At 71.1% G+C, this 19,450-nt stretch carries 18 protein-coding genes and 1 pseudogene; 2 read left to right on the plus strand and 17 right to left on the minus strand.

From position 1 onward, the window contains the following. Nucleotides 1–17: 17 nt before the first annotated feature. The 9 genes and pseudogenes from rseP to ACFFIC_RS24475 form a co-directional block, all read right to left on the minus strand. Entirely contained in the window at nt 18–1,145 is a 1,128-nt protein-coding gene (rseP, locus tag ACFFIC_RS24435; protein ID WP_377055286.1) for an RIP metalloprotease RseP, read from the minus strand. A gap of 26 nt (nt 1,146–1,171) precedes the next feature. Next, nucleotides 1,172–2,341, minus strand: coding sequence for a 1-deoxy-D-xylulose-5-phosphate reductoisomerase (gene dxr, locus ACFFIC_RS24440; protein ID WP_377055288.1), 1,170 nt, complete (start codon nt 2,339–2,341; stop codon nt 1,172–1,174). Between the two features lie 31 nt (nt 2,342–2,372). After that, nucleotides 2,373–3,248, minus strand: a complete 876-nt coding sequence (locus ACFFIC_RS24445; RefSeq protein WP_377055290.1) for a phosphatidate cytidylyltransferase — start codon at nt 3,246–3,248, stop codon at nt 2,373–2,375. Nucleotides 3,249–3,252: 4 nt separating this feature from the next. After that, nucleotides 3,253–3,999 (minus strand): polyprenyl diphosphate synthase, encoded by a 747-nt coding sequence (gene uppS / locus ACFFIC_RS24450; protein ID WP_377055292.1) that lies wholly within the window; start codon nt 3,997–3,999, stop codon nt 3,253–3,255. 14 nt (nt 4,000–4,013) lie between these two features. Continuing rightward, nucleotides 4,014–4,586: a ribosome recycling factor gene (frr, locus tag ACFFIC_RS24455; RefSeq protein WP_377055294.1), complete on the minus strand. Its 573-nt coding sequence runs from the start codon at nt 4,584–4,586 to the stop codon at nt 4,014–4,016. Between the two features lie 10 nt (nt 4,587–4,596). Continuing rightward, nucleotides 4,597–5,316 (minus strand): UMP kinase, encoded by a 720-nt coding sequence (gene pyrH, locus ACFFIC_RS24460; protein WP_377055296.1) that lies wholly within the window; start codon nt 5,314–5,316, stop codon nt 4,597–4,599. 167 nt (nt 5,317–5,483) lie between these two features. Then, nucleotides 5,484–6,398, minus strand: a complete 915-nt coding sequence (tsf, locus tag ACFFIC_RS24465; protein WP_377055298.1) for a translation elongation factor Ts — start codon at nt 6,396–6,398, stop codon at nt 5,484–5,486. Between the two features lie 377 nt (nt 6,399–6,775). Next, nucleotides 6,776–7,513 (minus strand): annotated as a pseudogene (gene rpsB, locus ACFFIC_RS24470) (30S ribosomal protein S2); the annotation flags it as partial. Between the two features lie 226 nt (nt 7,514–7,739). Continuing rightward, nucleotides 7,740–8,285, minus strand: coding sequence for a hypothetical protein (locus tag ACFFIC_RS24475; RefSeq protein WP_377055300.1), 546 nt, complete (start codon nt 8,283–8,285; stop codon nt 7,740–7,742). 181 nt (nt 8,286–8,466) lie between these two features. Between ACFFIC_RS24475 and ACFFIC_RS24480 the strand changes: the two genes are divergently transcribed. Continuing rightward, nucleotides 8,467–9,450, plus strand: a complete 984-nt coding sequence (locus tag ACFFIC_RS24480) for a tripartite tricarboxylate transporter substrate binding protein (RefSeq protein ID WP_377055302.1) — start codon at nt 8,467–8,469, stop codon at nt 9,448–9,450. Here ACFFIC_RS24480 and dnaE read toward each other — a convergent pair. From dnaE to ACFFIC_RS24520, 8 genes are all read right to left on the minus strand, one after another. Further along, on the minus strand, nt 9,447–12,905 hold the full coding sequence (gene dnaE, locus ACFFIC_RS24485) for a DNA polymerase III subunit alpha (RefSeq protein WP_377055304.1): 3,459 nt from the start codon (nt 12,903–12,905) through the stop codon (nt 9,447–9,449). The genes ACFFIC_RS24480 and dnaE overlap by 4 nt on opposite strands. Nucleotides 12,906–12,959: 54 nt before the next feature. After that, nucleotides 12,960–14,189, minus strand: coding sequence for a M28 family peptidase (locus tag ACFFIC_RS24490; protein ID WP_377055306.1), 1,230 nt, complete (start codon nt 14,187–14,189; stop codon nt 12,960–12,962). Then, nucleotides 14,189–15,151, minus strand: a complete 963-nt coding sequence (locus ACFFIC_RS24495; RefSeq protein ID WP_377055308.1) for a Bug family tripartite tricarboxylate transporter substrate binding protein — start codon at nt 15,149–15,151, stop codon at nt 14,189–14,191. Before ACFFIC_RS24495 ends, ACFFIC_RS24490 begins: the two co-directional genes overlap by 1 nt. 54 nt (nt 15,152–15,205) lie before the next feature. Beyond that, on the minus strand, nt 15,206–15,910 hold the full coding sequence (locus tag ACFFIC_RS24500) for an ABC transporter ATP-binding protein (protein WP_377055310.1): 705 nt from the start codon (nt 15,908–15,910) through the stop codon (nt 15,206–15,208). Beyond that, nucleotides 15,903–17,156: a lipoprotein-releasing ABC transporter permease subunit gene (locus ACFFIC_RS24505; RefSeq protein WP_377055312.1), complete on the minus strand. Its 1,254-nt coding sequence runs from the start codon at nt 17,154–17,156 to the stop codon at nt 15,903–15,905. Before ACFFIC_RS24505 ends, ACFFIC_RS24500 begins: the two co-directional genes overlap by 8 nt. Continuing rightward, the gene (gene proS, locus ACFFIC_RS24510; RefSeq protein WP_377055314.1) at nt 17,156–18,472 is read right to left on the minus strand and encodes a proline--tRNA ligase; all 1,317 of its coding nucleotides are present in this window, start codon (nt 18,470–18,472) and stop codon (nt 17,156–17,158) included. The genes ACFFIC_RS24505 and proS overlap by 1 nt, the downstream gene beginning before the upstream one ends. A 174-nt stretch (nt 18,473–18,646) precedes the next feature. After that, complete coding sequence (locus tag ACFFIC_RS24515) at nt 18,647–18,802, minus strand: hypothetical protein (protein WP_377055316.1); 156 nt, start codon at nt 18,800–18,802, stop codon at nt 18,647–18,649. Between the two features lie 4 nt (nt 18,803–18,806). Continuing rightward, complete coding sequence (locus ACFFIC_RS24520) at nt 18,807–19,079, minus strand: DUF1467 family protein (protein WP_377055318.1); 273 nt, start codon at nt 19,077–19,079, stop codon at nt 18,807–18,809. Nucleotides 19,080–19,153: 74 nt separating this feature from the next. Here ACFFIC_RS24520 and ACFFIC_RS24525 point away from each other — a divergent pair, with 74 nt between their 5' ends. Next, nucleotides 19,154–19,447, plus strand: coding sequence for a hypothetical protein (locus ACFFIC_RS24525; protein ID WP_377055320.1), 294 nt, complete (start codon nt 19,154–19,156; stop codon nt 19,445–19,447). Nucleotides 19,448–19,450: the final 3 nt, after the last annotated feature.

Below are 19,450 nucleotides of genomic sequence, written 5' to 3' on the forward strand. Positions count from 1 at the left end.
CGCGTTTTCCGTGCGGCTCAGCCGAACAGGCCGTGCACCCAGCGGAACAGGCCGAAGTTCGACAGGTCGTTCCAGGTGGCGAAGATGAACAGGGTGGCCAGCACCGCGAGCCCGGCGCGGAAGCCGTATTCCACGGCGCGCGGGGGCAACGGCCGGCCCCGGATCGCCTCGATCGCATAGAACACCAGGTGCCCGCCATCCAGCACGGGGATGGGGAACAGGTTGATCAGCGCGAGGTTCACCGAAAGGATCGCCATGAAGGTCACGAGGCTGGCGAAGCCGAGGCTCGCGACCTGGCCGGAAAGCTGGGCGATGCGAAGCGGCCCGCCGAGTTCCTCCGTGCCCCGCTGGCCCGCGATCATCTGCCAGATGCCCCCGAGGGTTTGCACGGTGATGTCGGCCGTATAGGAAACGCCGCCCCAGATGGCCGAAAGCGGATCCGTGCGCTCATAGGTGGGCGCGCCACCGCCGATCCCGAGCAGGCCGGCGGCCGCAGCGCCCTCCGCCGCGCCCGGCCGGGGCAGCGGCGTGGCGGTCAGCACCAGCTCCCGGCCCTCGCGCTGCAGATGCACCTGGATGGGCTGGTTCGCGCGCGGCTGCACATGGGCCTGCACCTGCTCGAAGCGGGTGACGGGCACCTCGTCCAGAGCGGTGATCCGGTCGCCCACCATCAGCCCCGCGCGCTCGGCGGCGCCGCCGGGCACGACGGATGCGATGGTCGTGGTGCCGACCGGCTTACCCACCGCCATGAACAGCGCGGCGAAGAGCACCGCGGCCAGCACGAAGTTGGCCACGGGCCCCGCCGCGACGACGATGGCCCGGTCCAGCACGGGCTTGTCGTGGAAGCGCGGGCCGCGCGGGTCGTGTCCGGGAGAGGCATCGACCGAATCGGTCACGTCGCCCGGGCCTTCCTGGCCATAGAGCTTGACGTAGCCGCCCAGCGGCAGCCAGCCGATCTGCCATTCCGTGCCGCGCCGGTCCGTCCAGGCCGCGATGCGGCGGCCGAAGCCGATGGAGAAGCGCTCCACGAAAATGCCGCGCCACCGGGCGGCGGCGTAGTGGCCGAGCTCGTGGATGAACACCAGCACGCCCAGCACGACAAGGAAGGCCAGGATGGTGCGGAAGGGATCGGGGAGGAACTGCACCGGTTTCTCTCTGGCTTGGGTGACGGCTAGGCGGTGGCGGGAAGGCTGTCCGCAAGCCGGGTGGCTTCCCGGCGGGCTTCGGCATCCAGCGCGAGCACGGCGTCGAGCCCCCCCACCGGAGGGGCGCCGAGGCGTTCCAGCGTTTCCTCCACCACCCGCGCGATGTCGAGGAAGCCCAGGCGGCGGGACAGGAAGCGTGCCACCGCCACCTCGTTGGCCGCATTCAAGATGGTGGGGGCGCCCTGCCCTGCCAGCAAGGCCTCCCGCGCGAGGCGCAGCGCCGGGAAGCGCAGGGGATCGGGGGCGGAGAATTCCAGCCGGCCCAGTGCTGCCAGATCCAACCGGGGCACGTCCGCCCGCATCCGGTCCGGCCAGGCCAGGGCATGGGCGATGGGCGTGCGCATGTCGGGCGTGCCGAGTTGGGCCAGCAGCGAGCCGTCGGCGTACTGCACCAGGCCGTGCACGGCCGATTGCGGGTGCACCAGCACCTCGATGCGCTCGGGCGGCACGGGAAAGAGCCGCGCGGCCTCGACCAGCTCCAGGCCCTTGTTGAACATGGTCGCGCTGTCGATGCTGATCTTGGCGCCCATGGACCAGACCGGGTGGCGCACCGCCTGCTCGGGCGTCGCGGCCCGCATTTCCGCAAGGGAGGCCGTGCGGAAGGGCCCGCCGGAGGCGGTGAGGATGATGCGCTCCACCATCGCGGGGTCGCGGGCGTCGAGCGCCTGGAAGATGGCGTTGTGCTCGGAATCGACGGGCAGCAGCGTGGCGCCTGCCTCCTCGGCGGCGCGCAGCACGATGTCGCCGGCGCAGACCAGCGCCTCCTTGTTGGCCAGCGCCAGGGTGCCGCCCCGGCGCAGCGCGGCCAGGGCCGGGTGCAGCCCCGCGGCGCCGACAATGGCGGCCATGGTCCAGTCGGCCGGGCGGGACGCGGCCTCGGCCACGGCAGCCTCGCCTGCCGCCGCCTCGATCCCCGAGCCGGACAGGGCCTCCCGCAGGGCAGGCAGGCCCGCGGCGTCGGCCAGCACCGCCACGCGGGCGCGCAGGCGCCGGGCCGTGGCCGCGAGCGCCGCGGCGTCGCGGCCCGCCACGAGGGCCTCCACGGCGAAGGCGCCCTCCGGCGCGGCCTCCAGCAGGGCCACGGTGGAGCGGCCGACCGAGCCGGTGGCGCCGAGGATGGTCACGGTGCGCGTCATGCCGATCGCCCCCGGTTCAGGTTGAGGGCGTTCAGCGCCACAGGGCGCCGCCATAGCCGATCAGCAGCGCAAGGATCATGGCGGCAGGCGCCGCCGCCAGCAGTCCGTCCAGCCTGTCCAGCAGCCCGCCATGGCCGGGGATGAGGCTGGAGGTGTCCTTCACCTTGAAGTGCCGCTTGATGGCCGACTCGAGGAGATCCCCGGCCTGGGTCGCCACGGCCAGCACCGCCGCGACGGCCGCCGCGCGCCACGGGCTGCCCGGAGCAAGCTCGGGCGCCAGCAGGCCGCCGATCACCATGGCCAGAAGCAGCCCGCCGCCAGCCCCGGTCCAGGTCTTGGCAGGGGAAACCTGCCGCCAGAGCAGCGGCCCGCCGAGGGCTCGCCCGGCGACATAGGCGCCGATGTCGCTGGCCCAGACCACCAGGAGAAGGAACAGCAGGTTGGCCCGCCCGGCCTCGTTCTCGTGCCGCAGCTCGATCAGGCAGAGCCCGGCGACGCCGATGTAGAGCACGCCGAGCGCCAGCCGCAGCGCGGGCTGCTGCGCCCGGTCACCGCCGCGAAGCCGCTCGGCCGAAAGCCAGGTGAGCAGGAAGCCCATGCCCAGCACGAGCCAGGACGCCAGCGGATATTCCATCACCGCCAGGGTGCCGGCCACGAACACCGCGACGGGCACCCCCGCGCCAGGCAGCTTCACCGTGCGCAGGCCGCAGAGATGCACCCATTCCCAGGTCAGGATCGCGGCGCCCAGGGCCAGCAGCAGCGTATAGGCATTGGCCCCGAGCCAGACGCAGAGAATGGCGGCGGGCGCGAGCACGATGGCCGAGAGCACCCGCTTGCGCAGGTCCCGCCAGTTCTTCCCCGGCCTGGCCGGGGCGCCGGCTTCCGCCGCTGTGCCCGCCTGGTCCACCGGCTCAGCCGGTCCGGGCGCCGAAGCGGCGGTCCCGGCGGTGGAACTCGGCCACGGCATCCCGCAGATGGGCCGCATCGTAGTCGGGCCAGAGCACGGGCTGGAACACCAGCTCGGCATAGGCGCACTGCCAGAGCAGGAAGTTGGAAAGCCGGCTTTCGCCGGAGGTGCGGATGATGAGGTCGGGATCGGGCATCCCCGCCGTGTCCAGGTGGGCCGCCAGGGCCGCCTCGTCGATGTGCTCCGGGTCCAGCTCCCCCGAGGCCACCCGCGCGGCCAGGACACGGGCGGCCTTCACCAGCTCCGCCCGCCCGCCATAGGAAAGGGCGACGTTCAGGTTCAGCCGCACGTTGCCGGCGGTCGCAGCCTCGGCGCGGGCGATCTCGGCCTGCATGCCCGGCCCGAACGCCGCCCGGTCGCCGATAACACGGAGCCGCACGCCCTTTTCCACGAGCTGCCCGACTTCGTGGCGGAGATAGTGCCGCATCAGCCCGGTCAGGTCCCGCACCTCGTCGGCCGGGCGGCGCCAGTTCTCGCTGCTGAAGGCGAAGAGGGTGAGCCAGGAGATCCCCATCTCGCCCGCCGCCTCGATCAGCCGGCGCGTGGCCTCAGCCCCCGCCTTATGGCCGAGCGCGCGGGGCACGCCGCGGGCTGCTGCCCAGCGGCCGTTGCCGTCCATGATCACCCCGACATGGAGCGGTGGGGGGGGTGCCTCCCCCCTCTGGCGTTTGGTCTGCGTGGCGGCGCTCATGGGAATTGGCCGGCTCAGACGGCCTTGATGTCCTTTTCCTTCTCGGCGTAGGCCGCGTCCACCTTCTTGACGTACTCGTCCGTCAGCTTCTGCACGTCGTCCGACCAGCGCTTCGCATCGTCCTTGGAAATGTCGGACTTGGTTTCCCAGCCCTTGATCGTCTCCATGCCATCCCGGCGCACGCCGCGGATCGACACCTTGTTCGCCTCGGCGTACTTGGCGGCCTGCTTGGCCAGATCGTTGCGGCGCTCCTGCGTCAGGGGCGGCAGCGGAACGCGGATCACCTGACCCTCGGCCTGCGGGTTCAGGCCCAGGTTGGCATCGCGGATCGCGACCTCCACGGCCTTGGTGACCGACTTGTCCCAGACCTGCACCGAAAGCAGCCCGGGGCCGGCCACGGAGATGTTCGCCACCTGGCTCAGCGGCTGGTTGGTGCCATAGGCCTCAACCCGGATCGGCTCCAGCAAGGCGGGGCTGGCGCGTCCGGTGCGCAGGCCGGAGAACTCCTTGCGCAGCGTCTCGAGCGCGCCGTCCATGCGGCGCACGAGGTCCTTGCGCAACTCGGGGAAGTCGGGGGGAGCGGCCATGGGGTGTCCCTCAGCTCTCGTGGACCGTGGTGAACTTGCCCTCGCCCTTCATGACGGCGGTGAAGGCCCCCGGCTCATGGATGTCGAAGACGATGATCGGGAGCTTGTTCTCCCGGGCGAGCGAGATGGCCGCCGCATCCATAACGGCCAGGTCGCGCGCCAGCATGTCATGATATGTCAGGGCCTCGTAGCGCTCGGCCAGTGGGTCCTTGCGGGGGTCGGCGGTGTAGACGCCGTCCACCTGCGTGCCCTTGAGCAGCACGTCGCAGCCCATCTCGGCCGCGCGCAGGGCGGCCGCCGTGTCGGTCGTGAAGAAGGGATTGCCCGTTCCGGCGGCAAAGATCACCACCCGCCCCTTTTCCATGTGGCGCACGGCGCGGCGGCGGATAAAGGGCTCGCACAGGCTCGCCATGGGAATCGCGGACTGAACCCGCACCGGCACGCCCGCCTTCTCCAGCGCGTTCTGCATGGCCAGGGCGTTGATCACGGTGGCCAGCATGCCCATGCCGTCCGCCTGGGCGCGGTCCATGCCGGCGGCCGCGCCGGACACGCCGCGGAAGATGTTCCCCCCGCCGATCACCAGCCCGACCTGGATGCCCAGCTTCGCCACCGCGGACACGTCCTCGGCGATGGCGTTCACGGTGTTGGCGTCCAGGCCATAATTGCCCGGACCCATCAGGGCCTCGCCCGACACCTTCAACAGGACGCGCTTGTAGCGGAGGCTGGTCATTCTGTGCTGCGGTCCCGGGAGCTTGCGAAGGTAACCGTGACCGTCCCGTGCGGCAAGGCAGCGGGGCCGGAAGCGGGGCGCCAGGAGCCGGGCGATCCGTCGCCCGCCTCCCGGCAGATCGCCTCCCCTCGGAGGCAGAGCCGGGCGCGGGGCGCCCGGCAGGCCGGTCAGCCGGCGGTCCCGGCGGCGGCGGCGACCTCGGCGGCGAAGTCGCTCGTTTCCTTTTCGATGCCCTCGCCGAGCTGGAAGCGGGCGAAGCCCGTCAGCTTGGCACCGGACTTCTGCACCACGGCCTTCACGCGGCTCTCGCCGTCATGCACCCAGACCTGCTCCAGCAGCACCACTTCCTCGTAGTACTTGCGGATGCGGCCTTCGACCATCTTCTCGATGACCGCGGGGGGCTTGCCGGAGGCCTGGGCCTGCTCGGTCAGCACCGCGCGCTCGCGCTCCAGCGCCGCGTTGTCCACGGCGGAAACGTCCAGCGCCTCCGGGCGGGCGGCCGCCACGTGCATGCCGATCTGACGGCCGAGCGTGAGGATCGCGTCCCCGCCATCGGCGGCCTCAAGGGCGGCCAGAACGCCGATCTTGCCCAGGCCCGGCTTCACCGCGCTGTGAACATAGGTGGCAACGGCGCCCGAGGGGACGGACAGCACGCGGGCGCGGCGGATCGTCATGTTCTCGCCGATGGTCGCGATCAGGCGGGTCAGCTCCTCGGCGACCGAGTGGCCGGCGCCCGGGTACTGGGCGGCCTTCAGCCCCTCCACGTCCTCGCCGGCGTCGAGGGCGATCCGGGCCACCGTCTCCACGAAGCCCTGGAACTGCTCGTTGCGGGCCACGAAGTCGGTCTCGGCGTTCACCTCGACCATGGCGGCCTTGGGGCCGGAGGAGGCGACGCCGATCAGGCCCTCGGCGGCCACGCGGCCGGACTTCTTGGCGGCCGACGACAGACCCTTCTTGCGCAGCCAGTCGATGGCGGCCTCGCTGTCGCCGTTGCTCTCCACCAGGGCCTTCTTGACGTCCATCATGCCCGCGCCGGTCTTCTCGCGCAGGTCGCGCACCATGGCTGCCGTGATCTCGGCCATCTTTCTCTTTCCGTCTTCTGGCGCGCCGGCCCGCCGGGGCGGGCCCCGGGGCTTGCGGCGCGGCGTGTATGCGACACGCCGGGGCGGCGATGCCACCCCGGCGCGTTCAGTTCCCTGCGAGCCCGGCCGGATTGCCCCGGCCGGGGGCGCGATCAGCCGGCGTTGTTGCCGTCGTCACGGTTGCTCTGGCCAGCGGCTTCCAGGGTGCCGGTGTCCACGCCCGAGGTCGGGCTCGACTGCGCGCCCTCGAGGGCCGGGCCGGCAGCAACCTCGGCGCCACCGACCGCCTCGGGGATGCTCTCGGCGAAGATGCCGACGCCGCCGGTGGAGGCGAGGTCGTCCGGCACGGAGGGCAGCGCCTCGTCGTCGGGCAGGGCGTCGATCGGCAGATCGGCCTGGGCACCGACATCGATGCCGGAGCCGGACAGCTCGGCCGAGATGCCGTCGAACACGGCGGCGGCCATCATGTCGCAGTACAGGTTGATCGCGCGGATCGCGTCGTCGTTGCCAGGGATCGGGAAGGCGACGCCCGAGGGGTCGGCGTTGGAGTCGCAGACGGCGATCACGGGGATGCCGAGCTTGTTGGCCTCCTCGATGGCCAGCTTCTCCTTGATCGTGTCGATCACGAAGATCACGTCGGGCAGGCCGCCCATCTCGCGGATGCCGCCGAGCGCGCGATCCAGCTTCTCCTTCTCGCGCGTCAGCATCAGGATCTCCTTCTTGGTGAGACCCTGGGTGTTCCCGCCGAGCTGCTCGTCCATCTGCTTCAGGCGCTTGATGGAGCCGGTGATGGTCTTCCAGTTCGTGAGCATGCCGCCGAGCCAGCGGTGGTTCACGTAATACTGGCCGCAGCGGGTCGCGGCCTCGGCCACGTAGTCCGCCGCCGCCTTCTTGGTGCCCACGAAGAGCACGCGGCCGCCGCCGGCCACCACGTCACGGACGGTGCGCAGCGCGCGGTCCAGCATGGGCACGGTCTGCTGCAGGTCGAGGATGTGGACCTGATTGCGGACGCCGAAAATATAGGGGGCCATCTTCGGGTTCCACCGGCGGGTGTGGTGGCCGAAGTGGACGCCGGCCTCGAGCAGGCCGCGCAGGGTAACGTCGGGCATCGCCATGTGGCGGTTCCTTCTTCCGATTGATCCGGTTAGGCCTCCGCGGCGCTGACACCCGCGCGAGATTTTCCGGGCGGAAAACTCGGGGGACCGGACCCTGCCGCTTATCTCGGAAGGGCGCACCGCGTGCGGATTTGCCGGGCGAGGGAAGCCCCCTCGTCCGGCGCGCGGCATATGGCATGACACGCGCGCCCGGACAAGGGCGCGCGTGCCCGGTCAGGCCGGCGGCTCAGGCGGTGAAGGCGTCCTCGAGCCGCTTCAGCATGGCCTTCTCGGTGGGCGACACCTTGCTCGTAAGCCCCAGGAAGCCGCCGGAGGCCTCGGCCACCTGATGGGCACGGGCGATCACGTCCTTATGGAGCGCGGCGCGCGCCTCGGGCGCCAGGGCGTGGACATAATCGGTCCAGGTGGCGAGCAGGTCCTGCGGGGGGTGCTGGGCCAGCCAGTGGTCGAGCAACGCGTGGGCGGCGCCGCCCGTCGGAATGCCGGCCTCGCCGGCCGCGGAAAGAATGGCGCGCCGCTCTTCCGGCTCCGGCGTGCCGTCCGCCCAGGCAACCAGCACCAGCGGTGCAAGCGAGAGGGCGGCAAGGGCGTTGGCACCGATGCCGTGCGCCTCCAGCCGTTCCAGCACCTTCGGATCCTGGATGCCCGTGGAGCCGGACAGCTCCTTCTGCCCCTCCGGCGCGTGCAGGCGGCGGATCAGCTCCGCGTTCTGGCGCGCAAAGAAGGCCTCTTCCAGGGCCTTGCGGCGATCATCGATGAAATCGTGGCTCATGGCGGTCTCCAAAGGTGCTTCGTGGCCCCTGCGGGCGGCGGGGCAAGAATATGAGGTGTGGCCGCCGGCACCAATGCCGTCCGCCGGGACGCTCCGGTTGTCAGGCCAGGGCCGCTTCTGCCACGCTTCCCCGGAAGGTCGAGGCGCCGGCAACAGGCGCCCGCCGATGGGAGGATGAGCCATGATGACGCACCCGCGGGGGCGCGTTGCCCGCCGTACCCTTCTCGCGCTCGGCACGGCAGGGCTCGCCGCGCCGGCCCTGGGGCAGACCGGCTTCCCGAACCGGCCCATCCGGCTCCTGGTGCCCTGGCCGCCCGGCGGCTCGGCCGATGCGCAGCTCCGTTCGCTGGCGGACGTCGCCACGAAGATCATCGGGCAGCCCGTGATGATCGAGAATCGCTCCGGCGCCCGCGGGCTGCTGGCGGCCCAGGCGCTGCTGCAATCCGCGCCGGATGGCTACACCCTGGCTCAGCATCATCTTTCGGTTCTCCGCCACCCCTTCATGACGAAGGCGCGGTCATGGGATCCGGTGGCGGACTTCACCCCGGTGCTGGGCCTGACCGGCTGGCTGTTCGGAGTGGTGGTGAGGGCGGACAGCCCGATCCAGGACTGGGCGGGCTATGTGGCGGCCGCCCGGGCCCGGCCAGGGCGGATGACCTATTCCACCAGCGGCATCGGCACGAGCAACCACATCGCCATGGAGGACATCTGCGTGCGCCTCGGCATGGAGATGGTGCACGTGCCCTTCCGCGGCACCACCGAGGGCGTGACGGCGCTGCTGGGCGAGCAGATCGACAGCATCGCCGACAGCTCCGCCTGGGTGCCGCAGGTCGAGGCCGGCGCCTTCCGCCTGATCTGCGTCTGGTCGCCCGAGCGCGCGGCGCGCTTCCCGCAGGTGCCGACGCTGAAGGAGCTGGGCGTCGACGTGGCGGTCACCTCGCCCTACGGCATCGCGGGGCCGAAGGGCATGGACCCGGGCGTGGTGCGGGTGCTGCACGACGGCTTCAAGGCCGCGCTGATGAGCCCGGAGAACACCACCGTGCGGGACCGCTGGGACATGCCCCTGGCCTATATGGACACCGCCGCCTACCGCGATTTCATCGCGGAGCGCGTGGCCTACGAGCGGGAGATGGTGGGGCGGCTCCGGCTGAGCATCGACAGCTAGGCCGCCTCCACCGCCTCCACGCCGGGGATCACCTTCATCGCCTGCGCCAGGCGGGGCGAGACGTTCCAGCGGCCGGGAAGGGTCAGCTCCACCTCCTGCCCGGGCCCGGTGCGGGGGATGAGGATGACCTCCCCCCTGCCCTTCCCTTCCCGCTCCAGCAGGGTGCGCAGCGGCTCGATCGCCTCCATTCCGGCCACCTCGATCCTGAGGCCCTGGCCGATCGACTGCGCCGCGCGCTCCAGCGGCTCGCAGTCGAGCGCGGTGAGCCGCACGGCCTCGCCATCCGCGCGCACCTCCGTGGAGAAGATCACCGCGTTCCCCTCCACCAGCATCTCCCGGCACTTGCCGAGGATCTCGGAGAAGCAGGTCACCTCCGTGCTGCCGCTGGCGTCCGAGATGCGGATCCAGGCCATGCGGCTGCCGGTCTTGGTCGTGCGCTCCTTCGTGCCGATGATGGTGCCCGCCAGCTTGAGGCGGGCGGCGCCGGCCTGGGCGCGCTCCGTCATCTTGGCGATGGGGCAGACGTTCAGCTTGCGCAGCGTGTCGATATAGGTGTCGAGCGGGTGGGCCGAGAGGTGGAAGCCGATCGCCTCCGCCTCCTGGCTCAGCCGGTCGAGCTGCGGCCAGTCCGGCATGTCGCGCAGGCGGAGCGGCGGCGTGTCGCCGGAGGCTCCGGGGGCGCCGAACAGGCCGATCTGCGCGCTGCCGCGGTCCTCCGCGGCGGCCTGGGCGCGGCGGAGGATGAGCTCCGCCCCCTCCGTCACGCGGGCACGGTTGGGGTCCAGGCACTCGAAGGCGCCGGCGCGGGCGAGGTTCTCGACCTGCATCTTGTTGAGCTGCTTCGGGTCCACGCGGTCGGCGAAGTCCGAGAGCGAGCGGAACGGCGTGCCCTGCTCGCGGACCCGCACGAGGTCCTGCATGGCGGCGAGGCCCACGCGCTTCACGGCGGCGAGGGCGAAGCGGATCGCCTCCACCGGCGTGCCGTCCTCCATCTCCCGCATCTCCACCGTGAACTCGGCGGCGCTGCGGTTCACGTCGGGGGGCAGGACCTTGATGCCGAGCCGCGAGGCCTCCTGCAGGTGGGAGGCGAGCTTGTCGGTGTTGCCCATGTCCAGCGTCATGGAGGCGGCGAGGAAGGCGACGGTGTGGTTCGCCTTCAGCCAGGCCGTCTGGTACGAAACCAGCGCGTAGGCGGCGGCGTGTGACTTGTTGAAGCCGTACTCCGCGAAGCGCTCCATCAGGTCGAAGATCTCGCCGGCCTTGTCGTTCGGGATGCCGCGCGCCGTCGCGCCCTCCACGAAGATCGCGCGCTGGGCCTGCATCTCCGAGCGGATCTTCTTGCCCATGGCGCGGCGCAGCAGGTCGGCGCCGCCGAGCGAGTAGCCCGCCAGCTCCTGGCTGATCTGCATGACCTGCTCCTGGTAGACCAGGATGCCGTAGGTTTCCTCCACCAGCGGGCGCATGGCGGCGTGCACGGGCTCCCAGGGCTCCCCGTGCTTGCGGGCGCAATAGGCGGGAATGTTGGCCATAGGCCCCGGGCGGTAGAGCGACACCGCCGCGATCAGATCCTCGAAGCGGTCGGGGCGCATCATGCGAAGGCAGTCCCGCATCCCCTGGCCTTCGAACTGGAACACCCCGGCCGCGTCGCCCTTGGCGAGCATCGCGTAGGTCTTCGCGTCGTCCAGCGGGATGGTGGTCAGGTCCACCGTGATCCCCTGCCCCTTGAGGATGTTCACCGCGCGCTCGAGCACCGTGAGCGTCTTCAGCCCGAGGAAGTCGAACTTCACCAGCGAGGCGCTCTCGACGTATTTCATCGAGTACTGCGTCACCAGCATTTCGCTTCGCGGATCGCGGTAGAGAGGCACGATCTCGATCAGCGGCTTGCGCCCGATCACCACGCCCGCGGCATGGGTGGAGGCGTTGCGGTAGAGGCCCTCCAGCTGAAGGCCGGTGTGCATGAGGCGGTCGACGTTCTCGTCGGTCTCGCGCATCTCCTTCAGGCGGGGCTCGCCGTCCAGCGCCTCCTGGAGCGTCGGCGGCTTGGCGGCGTTGAAGGGGATCAGCTCCGCGATGCGGTTCACCTGGCCGTAGGGCATGCCCATCACGCGGCCGACGTCGCGCACCACCGCCTTCGCCTGGAGGCGGCCGAAGGTGATGATCTGGCCGACGCGGTCCTCGCCATATTCCCGGCGCACGTACTGGATCACCTCTTCCCGCCGGTCCTGGCAGAAATCGATGTCGAAGTCGGGCATCGAGACGCGCTCGGGGTTCAGGAAGCGCTCGAAGAGCAGGCCGAAGCGAAGGGGATCGAGGTCGGTGATCAGCAGCGCCCAGGCGGCGACCGAGCCCGCGCCCGATCCGCGGCCGGGGCCCACGGGGATGCCTTGCTCCTTCGCCCACTGGATGAAGTCGGCGACGATGAGAAAGTAGCCGGAGAAGCCCATCTTCTCGATGACGTTCAGCTCGAAGGCCAGGCGCTCGCGGTATTCGGGGCGCTTGTCCTCGGGGGTGCCCTGGGCATCGAGGCGGCCCTCCAGGCCGCGCGTCGCCATGTCGCGAACCGTCTCGGCCTCGGTCATTCCGGGCTGGACCTTCGGGCAGATCGGCAGCTCGGGCTTGCGCGTCTCGGCCATCACGGCGCAGCGGCGGGCGATCGCCAGGGTGTTGTCGCAGGCTTCCGGCAGGTCCGCGAACAGGGCGCGCATGGCAGCCGGCGGCTTGAACCAGTGGTCCGGCGTCACGCGGCGCCGGTCGGGCTCGGCGAGCGTCCGGCTCTCGGCGATGCAGAGCAGGGCGTCGTGCGCCTCGTGCGCGGACTCCGTCGCGAAGTAGACGTCGTTGGCGGCGACGATCGGCACGGCGGCGGCATCGGCCAGGGCCAGGAGGCCGGGCTCCACCGCGCGGTCGCGCTCGGTGCCGTGGCGGGTCAGCTCAACCGCCAGATTGTCGCCGTAGGCCTCGCGCAGCGCGGCCAGCAGCGCCTCGGCCTGCTCGCGCCGGCCCTCGGCCAGCAGGCGGCCAAGCGGGCCGAGCGTGCCGCCCGTGAGCAGGAAGATGCCCTGCGAATTCGCGCGAAGCTGGTCGAGGTTGATCGCGGGCTTGCCCGAGGGGTCGTCGCCCAGCCAGCCGAGGGAGGAAAGGCGCTGAAGGTTCTGCAGGCCCGGCGCGTCCATGGCCAGCGCCACCACCGGGTCGGGCGGCAGGCGCGCGGCCTCGGGACGCTCGGGCTCCCTGGCTCGGGCCAGCCAGATCTGGCAGCCGATGATGGGCTGCACCCCCTCCTTCGCCGCGTACTGGCTGAACTCCAGGGCGCCGAACATCGTGGCGGTGTCGGTCAGCGCCAGCGCCGGCATCCCGGCCTTGCGGGCCAGGCCCGGCAGCTTGTCGGCCTTGATGGAGCCCTCCGCCAGCGAATAGGCGGAGTGGACGTGGAGGTGGACGAAGCTGGAGGGCATTCCCGGAATATAGGCGGGCGGTGCCCGATTCGCGCGGCCCCGGCGGCGGAACGGTCAGCCCAGCGCCCCGATCTCCTCCTCGCTGGCGTTCAGGGCGGCCCAGAGGATGGCGCCGGCCGTGACGGCGGCCGACTTCAACTCACCCGGCGGCACCACGGCACGGGTGTCGGCGCCGGTGAGGAGGAGCCGCAGCGCCCCTTCCGGCGCATCGAAGCCCGCGATGAGCCGGAGCGCGGGAATGCCGGCGGCGGCGAAGTTCGCGTGGTCGGAATTGACCATAAGGGGATGATGCACCGCCACCTCCGCCCCGATCGCGGCGGCGGCCCGCCGCACGAAGGGACCAAGCCCCACAAAGCCGCTGGTGAGGGCGGTGAGCCGTGGATGGCCCGCGATGCTGTCGAGGTTGAGGTTGAACCGGATGGCCGCGCGCCGCCCCGGATCGATCGCGGCCAGCCATGCCCTGGAGCCCGAGAGCGCCCATTCCTCTGCCCCGAAGACGCAGACGGTGAGCCCGCGCCGGCAGGCGTGCAGGTCGGGTGCCACCGCGCGGGCGAGCGCCAGCGCTGCGGCGAGCCCCGTGGCGTTGTCCATGGCGCTCTCCCCCAGGGGATGGCCATCCAGATGGGCGGAAAGCACCACGCGTCCCTCGCCGCCGCCGGGAAGGTCGAGCACCAGGGTGGGCGCCGTCGCGGGGGCGGCGTCACCTTCCAGCACAAGATGCGCGCGGCGGCCGGCGATGCGGGCCGCGACCTCGATCCCCACCCCGAAGCAAGGGATGGCCACGCCGTTGGCGCCGCCCGAGACCGGCCCGATGCCGGGCTCCGGTTGCACCATCAGCGCGGCCGCCGCCCCCGCGGCGGCCGCGGCGGCCAGCTTGAAGCGCCGGTGGATGGTCCAGGGCGCGAAAGGATATTCGTGCCGCAGCAGCACGGCCTTGCCACGCACGCGCGCGCCGGCCGCCGCCACGTCCTCGGGCGCGCCGCGGCCGAGATCGAGCACCTCCAGTTCCATCCCGCCCGGCCCGGTCGTGGCGGAGCCGAAGAGGGCGACATGGGGCAAAGCCGTTCCGTCCGGCAGGGAGAGGGCGGATCGCCGCAGCGTCCATCCGTCATAAGGCACGGGCTCGTTTGCGGCAGGGCCGATCGCGCGCAGGCGCTCCAGGGTCCAAGCGAAGGCGGCCTCCGCCGAAGAACTGCCCTGCACCCGCCCGCCGAAGTCGCAGAGCGCCTCGAAGTCGGCGCGGAGGTCTGGATCGGCGGCCAGGCGCCCGAGGAAGGCCTGCATCAGCGGACGCTCACACCGGCGGCGCGCGCCACCTCGGCCCAGCGCCGGAACTCGGCATCGAGCACGCGGGCGAAGGCCTCCGGCCCGCCCGGGCGTGGCTCCAGCCCCAGGCTCTCGAGACGGGCGCGCACGTCGTCCGCGGCGATCGCCCCGGCCAGGGCCGTCGCCAGGCGGGTCCGCGCCTCGGCGGGCAGGGAGACGGGCGCGAGGACGCCGAACCAGTTGTCGGCGATCAGCTCGACACCCCCTTCCCGCAGCGTCGGCACGTCGGGGAGGCTGGGGAGCCGCTGCGGGGACGCAACGGCGACGGGAACAACCTGCCCGGCACGCAGCGGCCCCTCGATGGAGGCCGGTGAGGAGAAGATCGCGTTGATCTGCCCGGCCGCCACGTCCTGGAGCGCCGGCCCGGCGCCGCGATAGGCCACGTTGGCGAAGCGCGCGCCCGTGAGTTGCCCGAACCATTCGGGCAGGAGGTGCGACAGGCTGCCGATGCCCGACGACCCGAAGGAAACGGTGTCCGGCCGCGCCTTCGCCGCGGCGGCCAGCGCGGCGGCGTTGCGCGCCGGAAACCCGCTGTTCACCGCCAGGATCATGGTGACGGCGCCGATGAGCGAAACGGGGGCCAGGTCCGCCGCCGCGTTGTAGGGAACGCGCTCCTGCACCGCCGGGATGATGGTGAAGGGCGAATCGGCCAGCAGCACGGTGTGGCCGTCCGTGGCGCGCGCCGCCGCCTCCGTGCCGAGCATGGAACCGGCGCCCGGCCGGTTGTCCACCACCACGGGCTGGCCGAGCGCCGCCGCGAGGCCGGGGGTGAGGAGGCGCGCCACGATGTCCGACGGGCCGCCCGCCGCATAGGGGACGACCACCCGCAGGGGGCGCTGCGGCCACGTGCCCTGCGCGCGCGCGGTGGGCGCCGCCAGGATGGCCGGGGCGAGAAGGATGGAACGGCGACGGATCGGCATGCGCGGGAGCCTAGGGTGGGCTCCCGCCCCCTGTCCACCGATGGACCGGCGGCGTCAGGCCGGGACGATCAGCCCCTCCCGCAGGGTCACCGTGCGGTCCATCCGCGCGGCAAGCTCCGGGTTGTGGGTCGCGATCAGCGCGGCGACCCCGCGCCCGCGAACGGCGTCGAGCAGCTCCGCGAAGACGCGGTCGGCGGTGGCGACGTCCAGGTTGCCCGTCGGTTCGTCCGCCAGCAGCACCTTGGGGCCGTTCGCCAGGGCGCGGGCGATGGCCACGCGCTGCTGCTCCCCGCCCGAAAGCCGCGTGGGGCGATGGTGCCCGCGGTCGCCCAGGCCGAAGGTGGCCAGAAGCTCGCGCGCCCGCGCCTCCGCCTCCCGGCGCGGGCGGTTGGCCGCGAGCTGGGGGAGCACGATGTTCTCCTCCGCCGTGAACTCGGGCAGCAGGTGGTGGAACTGGTAGACAAAGCCGATGGTGTCGCGGCGGAGCGCCGTGCGGGCATCGTCGGAGAGGTTGCCGCTGTCGCGCCCTCCCACCAGCACCTGCCCGGCATCGGGCTTCTCCAGCAGGCCCGCGACGTGCAGCAGCGTGGACTTGCCCGTGCCGGAGGGCGCGACGAGGGCGACGATCTCGCCCGCGAAAAGGTCTAGCTCGGCGCCGCGCAGCACGGGCAGCTCGCCGGCCTCCGTGCGGTAGCGGCGCTCGACGGCGCGCAGCGCCAGGGGCGGCCCGGACGATGTCGCGAGCGGCGCGTCACGCATTGCGCAGCCCCTCCACCGGGTCGAGCCGCGCGGCGCGCCAGGAGGGATAGATGGTGGCCAGGAGCGAGAGGCCGAGGCCCATGCCGACCACCTGCGCCACCTCCATCGGCTCCACCACGGCGGGCAGCTTGGTGAGGAAGTAGATCTCGGCGCTGAACAGGTCCGTGCCCGTCAGCGTCTGCAGGAACTGCCGGATGTTCTCGATGTTCAGGCAGAAGACCAGGCCGATGAAGAAGCCGATCAGCGTGCCCGCGACGCCGATGGAGGCGCCGGCGAGAAGAAAGATGCGCAGGATCGCGCCCCGCGTGGCGCCCACGGTGCGCAGCACCGCGATGTCGCGTCCCTTGTCCTTCACCAGCATGATGAGGGAGGAGACGATGTTGAAGGCGGCGACGATGATGATGAGGGTGAGGATCAGGAACATCACGTTCCGCTCCACCTGCACCGCGTTGAAGAACGACGAGTTGGAATCCTGCCAGTCCAGCACGCGCACGGGCATGCCGCGCAATGCCCCGAAGATCTCCCGCGTGGCGAGCCGGACGCGGGAGGGATCGTCCACGAAGACCTCCACCTGGGTGGCGCTGTCGCGGTGCTGGAAATAGACCTGGGCGGCGCCGAAGGGCAGGAAGACGTAGCTGGAGTCGTATTCCTGCATCCCCGCCTCGAACAGCGCGACCACCTCATAGGCGCGCAGGCGGGGAACCGTGCCCATCACGGTGGTGCGCCCTTGGGGAGAAACCAGGGTGATCCGCTCGCCAACGCGAATGCTGAGCTTGCGGGCGAGCCGCGTGCCGATGACGACCGTGTCGTCGCCGCCGAAGCGGGACAGGTCGCCCGCGCGGATGTTGCCGGCGATCAGCGGCCGGGCGCGCAGATCCTCCGGCCGGATGCCGCGCGCGAGGCCACCCGTCGCGCCGCCCTCGTCGCTGGTGAAGAGCACCTGCCCCTCCACGATGGGCGTGGCGGAGGCGATGCCGGGCAGGCCGCGGATGCGGGCGGCGATGTTGTCGAAGTCGCGCAGACCCGAATTGTCCTGCGCATAAACGCCGAGATGCCCGTTCAGCCCGAGGATGCGGCCCAGCAGCTCCTGCCGGAAGCCGTTCATCACGGACATGACGATGATCAGCGTCGCGACACCCAGCGCGATCCCCACGAGCGAGAAGATGGCGATGACGGACACGAAGCGCTCTCCCTTGCGGGCGCGCAGATAGCGGAAGGCGACGGCGCGCTCGAAGGGAGAGAACATCAGGCGAGCGTCGCGCGGATCTTCGCCAGCGCGTCCTCCAGCGAAAGCTCCAGCCGCTCCCCGGTCGCCCGCCGCTTCAGCTCCACGACGCCCTTGGCCGCGCCGCGCGGGCCGATGATGGCCTGCCAGGGATAGCCGATCAGGTCGGCATCGGCGAACTTGGCCCCGGCCCGTTCCGGCCGGTCGTCATAGACGGCCTCCCCCGGGAGCGCGGCATAGAGCTGCTCGCACAGCGCGTCCGCGGCGGCGTCGCCGGGCTTGAGGTTCAGGATCGCGCAGGCATAGGGCGCGACGGCGTCGGGCCAGATGATGCCTTCCTCGTCGTGCCCGGCCTCGATGATGGCGGCCAGCAGGCGAGACACGCCGATGCCGTAGGAGCCCATCTCCGGCACCACCGGGGTGCCGTCCGGGCCGGCCACGGTCAGGCCCATGGGCTTCGAGTACTTGGTGCCGAAATAGAAGATGTGCCCGACCTCGATACCGCGCGCCGTGACCTGCGCTTCGGCGGGGATGGCGTCCCAGGCGGCCTCGTCGTGCTTTTCGTCGGTCGCGGCGTAGCGGCTGGTCCAGAAGTCCACCACCGGGGACGGATCGCCCGTGCCCGTGGGGTCCTGCGCCAGGACGTCGAACTCCAGCAGGTCCTTGTGAAGGTAGACGACGCTTTCCCCGGTTTCGGCCAGGATGATGAACTCGTGGGAAAGATCGCCGCCGATCGGGCCCGTGTCGGCCTGCATGGGAATCGCCTTCAGCCCCATGCGCGCGAAGGTGCGGAGATAGGCGCGGAACATCAGGCGATAGGACTTGCGCGCGCCCTCCGCATCGATGTCGAAGGAATAGGCGTCCTTCATCAGGAACTCGCGCCCGCGCATCACGCCGAAGCGGGGGCGGATCTCGTCCCGGAACTTCCACTGGATGTGATAGAGGCTGCGCGGGAGGTCCCGGTAGGACTTCGCGTAGCCCTTGAAGATATCGGTGACCATTTCCTCGTTGGTCGGGCCGTAGAGCATTTCCCGGTCGTGGCGGTCGGTGATGCGGAGCATCTCCTTGCCGTAGTCCTCGTAACGGCCGCTCTCGCGCCAGAGTTCGGCGGGCTGGACCGTCGGCATCAGGATTTCCTGCGCGCCTGCCAGGTCCTGCTCCTGCCGAACGATTTCGCTGACCTTGCGCAGGACGCGAAGGCCGAGCGGCAGCCAGGCATAGATGCCCGCACTGGTCTGGCGGATCAGGCCCGCCCGCAGCATCAGCCGGTGCGAGACGATCTGCGCCTCGGCGGGCGTTTCCTTGAGCGTGGGGAGAAAGGCGCGGGACAGGCGCAAGGGAAGGAGCTCCGGTAAGGCCAGGGGATCAGATCGGGGCGCAACCTAGAGCAAGGCGCGGGTGGCGCAATCCGGCAGCCGCCTGCTTCGGACCGTGCCGCGGAAAAGGCGGAGGAAAAGCCAAAAAAAGGGCCACCCCAATGGGGCGGCCCGAGTTTAGGGAGGAAACGCCAGTCACACGGCGGAAGAGGAAAAGCCCTCTTCCATGTCCCGATGATGCAGCGCAGCAGCAGCCGCACAAAGGGCTTTCCGGCCCTCACCGCCAAAAAAGAAGGCCGCGCAGCCGTCGAATGACTCAAAAATACTCATCTTCGTTGTCGAGTGCTGCATTTGCCTAATCGTTAGGCTTGGCGAGCCATCCATCTCGAAAGGACAACCAGTCAGCACGCACCAGCCACTCGATCAGGAACCAGATCAGAATGGACAGGAGCGTGGTGATGATCAGGATTCTCAGCACGCGCACCTGCCTCGGCGCCCCTCGCCACCCGCCGGTCGCAGCCGCCTCCGGGTCCGGGTTGATGCCCAGTGGCAGCACGGCGAAGAGCACCGTCCACCACACCAGGAAATACACCACCGTCCCCGTGACCCAGCCCATGCCATCCCCCATGCCGCGTCGTCATCGTAACCTTACGGCGTCGTATCGCGTTCAAGGCGCGTCCTTGTTCCGGAACGGAAACCGCGATGCGACGCATCCTAATCCTCGCGGGCCTCGCCCTCACGGCGTTGCCCCTTCTGCCACACGCCGCCGAGGCACGCCCGCCCTGGGAAAGGGAGCGTGGCTGGGAGCGCCATGAGCGCCGTGAAGCCTGGCGCGAGGAGCGCTGGCGCCGCGAGGCGTGGCGGCGCGAACATGACCGCCGTGAGGCCTGGCGTGCCGAGCGCTGGCGCCGGCACGCTGGTCGCGGCTACGGCCCGCCGGTGGCCGACTACGCGCCTCCCGCCCCAGGCGTGACCCTGCAGTTCAACCTCCGCTGAGGC

Source organism: Muricoccus vinaceus, assembly GCF_042433125.1.
Taxonomy (GTDB): domain Bacteria; phylum Pseudomonadota; class Alphaproteobacteria; order Acetobacterales; family Acetobacteraceae; genus Roseomonas; species Roseomonas vinacea.

Bases quoted from the DNA above. Each gene is read 5' to 3' on its own strand.
- ACFFIC_RS24520 (WP_377055318.1), bottom strand. From the start codon at position 19,079: ATGGGGGATGGCATGGGCTGGGTCACGGGGACGGTGGTGTATTTCCTG.
- ACFFIC_RS24525 (WP_377055320.1), top strand. From the start codon at position 19,154: ATGCGACGCATCCTAATCCTCGCGGGCCTCGCCCTCACGGCGTTGCCC.
- dxr (WP_377055288.1), bottom strand. From the start codon at position 2,341: ATGACGCGCACCGTGACCATCCTCGGCGCCACCGGCTCGGTCGGCCGC.
- ACFFIC_RS24475 (WP_377055300.1), bottom strand. From the start codon at position 8,285: ATGAGCCACGATTTCATCGATGATCGCCGCAAGGCCCTGGAAGAGGCC.
- ACFFIC_RS24500 (WP_377055310.1), bottom strand. From the start codon at position 15,910: ATGCGTGACGCGCCGCTCGCGACATCGTCCGGGCCGCCCCTGGCGCTG.
- uppS (WP_377055292.1), bottom strand. From the start codon at position 3,999: ATGAGCGCCGCCACGCAGACCAAACGCCAGAGGGGGGAGGCACCCCCC.
- frr (WP_377055294.1), bottom strand. From the start codon at position 4,586: ATGGCCGCTCCCCCCGACTTCCCCGAGTTGCGCAAGGACCTCGTGCGC.
- tsf (WP_377055298.1), bottom strand. From the start codon at position 6,398: ATGGCCGAGATCACGGCAGCCATGGTGCGCGACCTGCGCGAGAAGACC.
- ACFFIC_RS24490 (WP_377055306.1), bottom strand. From the start codon at position 14,189: ATGCAGGCCTTCCTCGGGCGCCTGGCCGCCGATCCAGACCTCCGCGCC.
- ACFFIC_RS24505 (WP_377055312.1), bottom strand. From the start codon at position 17,156: ATGTTCTCTCCCTTCGAGCGCGCCGTCGCCTTCCGCTATCTGCGCGCC.
- ACFFIC_RS24515 (WP_377055316.1), bottom strand. From the start codon at position 18,802: ATGCAGCACTCGACAACGAAGATGAGTATTTTTGAGTCATTCGACGGC.
- ACFFIC_RS24480 (WP_377055302.1), top strand. From the start codon at position 8,467: ATGATGACGCACCCGCGGGGGCGCGTTGCCCGCCGTACCCTTCTCGCG.
- ACFFIC_RS24495 (WP_377055308.1), bottom strand. From the start codon at position 15,151: ATGCCGATCCGTCGCCGTTCCATCCTTCTCGCCCCGGCCATCCTGGCG.
- pyrH (WP_377055296.1), bottom strand. From the start codon at position 5,316: ATGACCAGCCTCCGCTACAAGCGCGTCCTGTTGAAGGTGTCGGGCGAG.
- dnaE (WP_377055304.1), bottom strand. From the start codon at position 12,905: ATGCCCTCCAGCTTCGTCCACCTCCACGTCCACTCCGCCTATTCGCTG.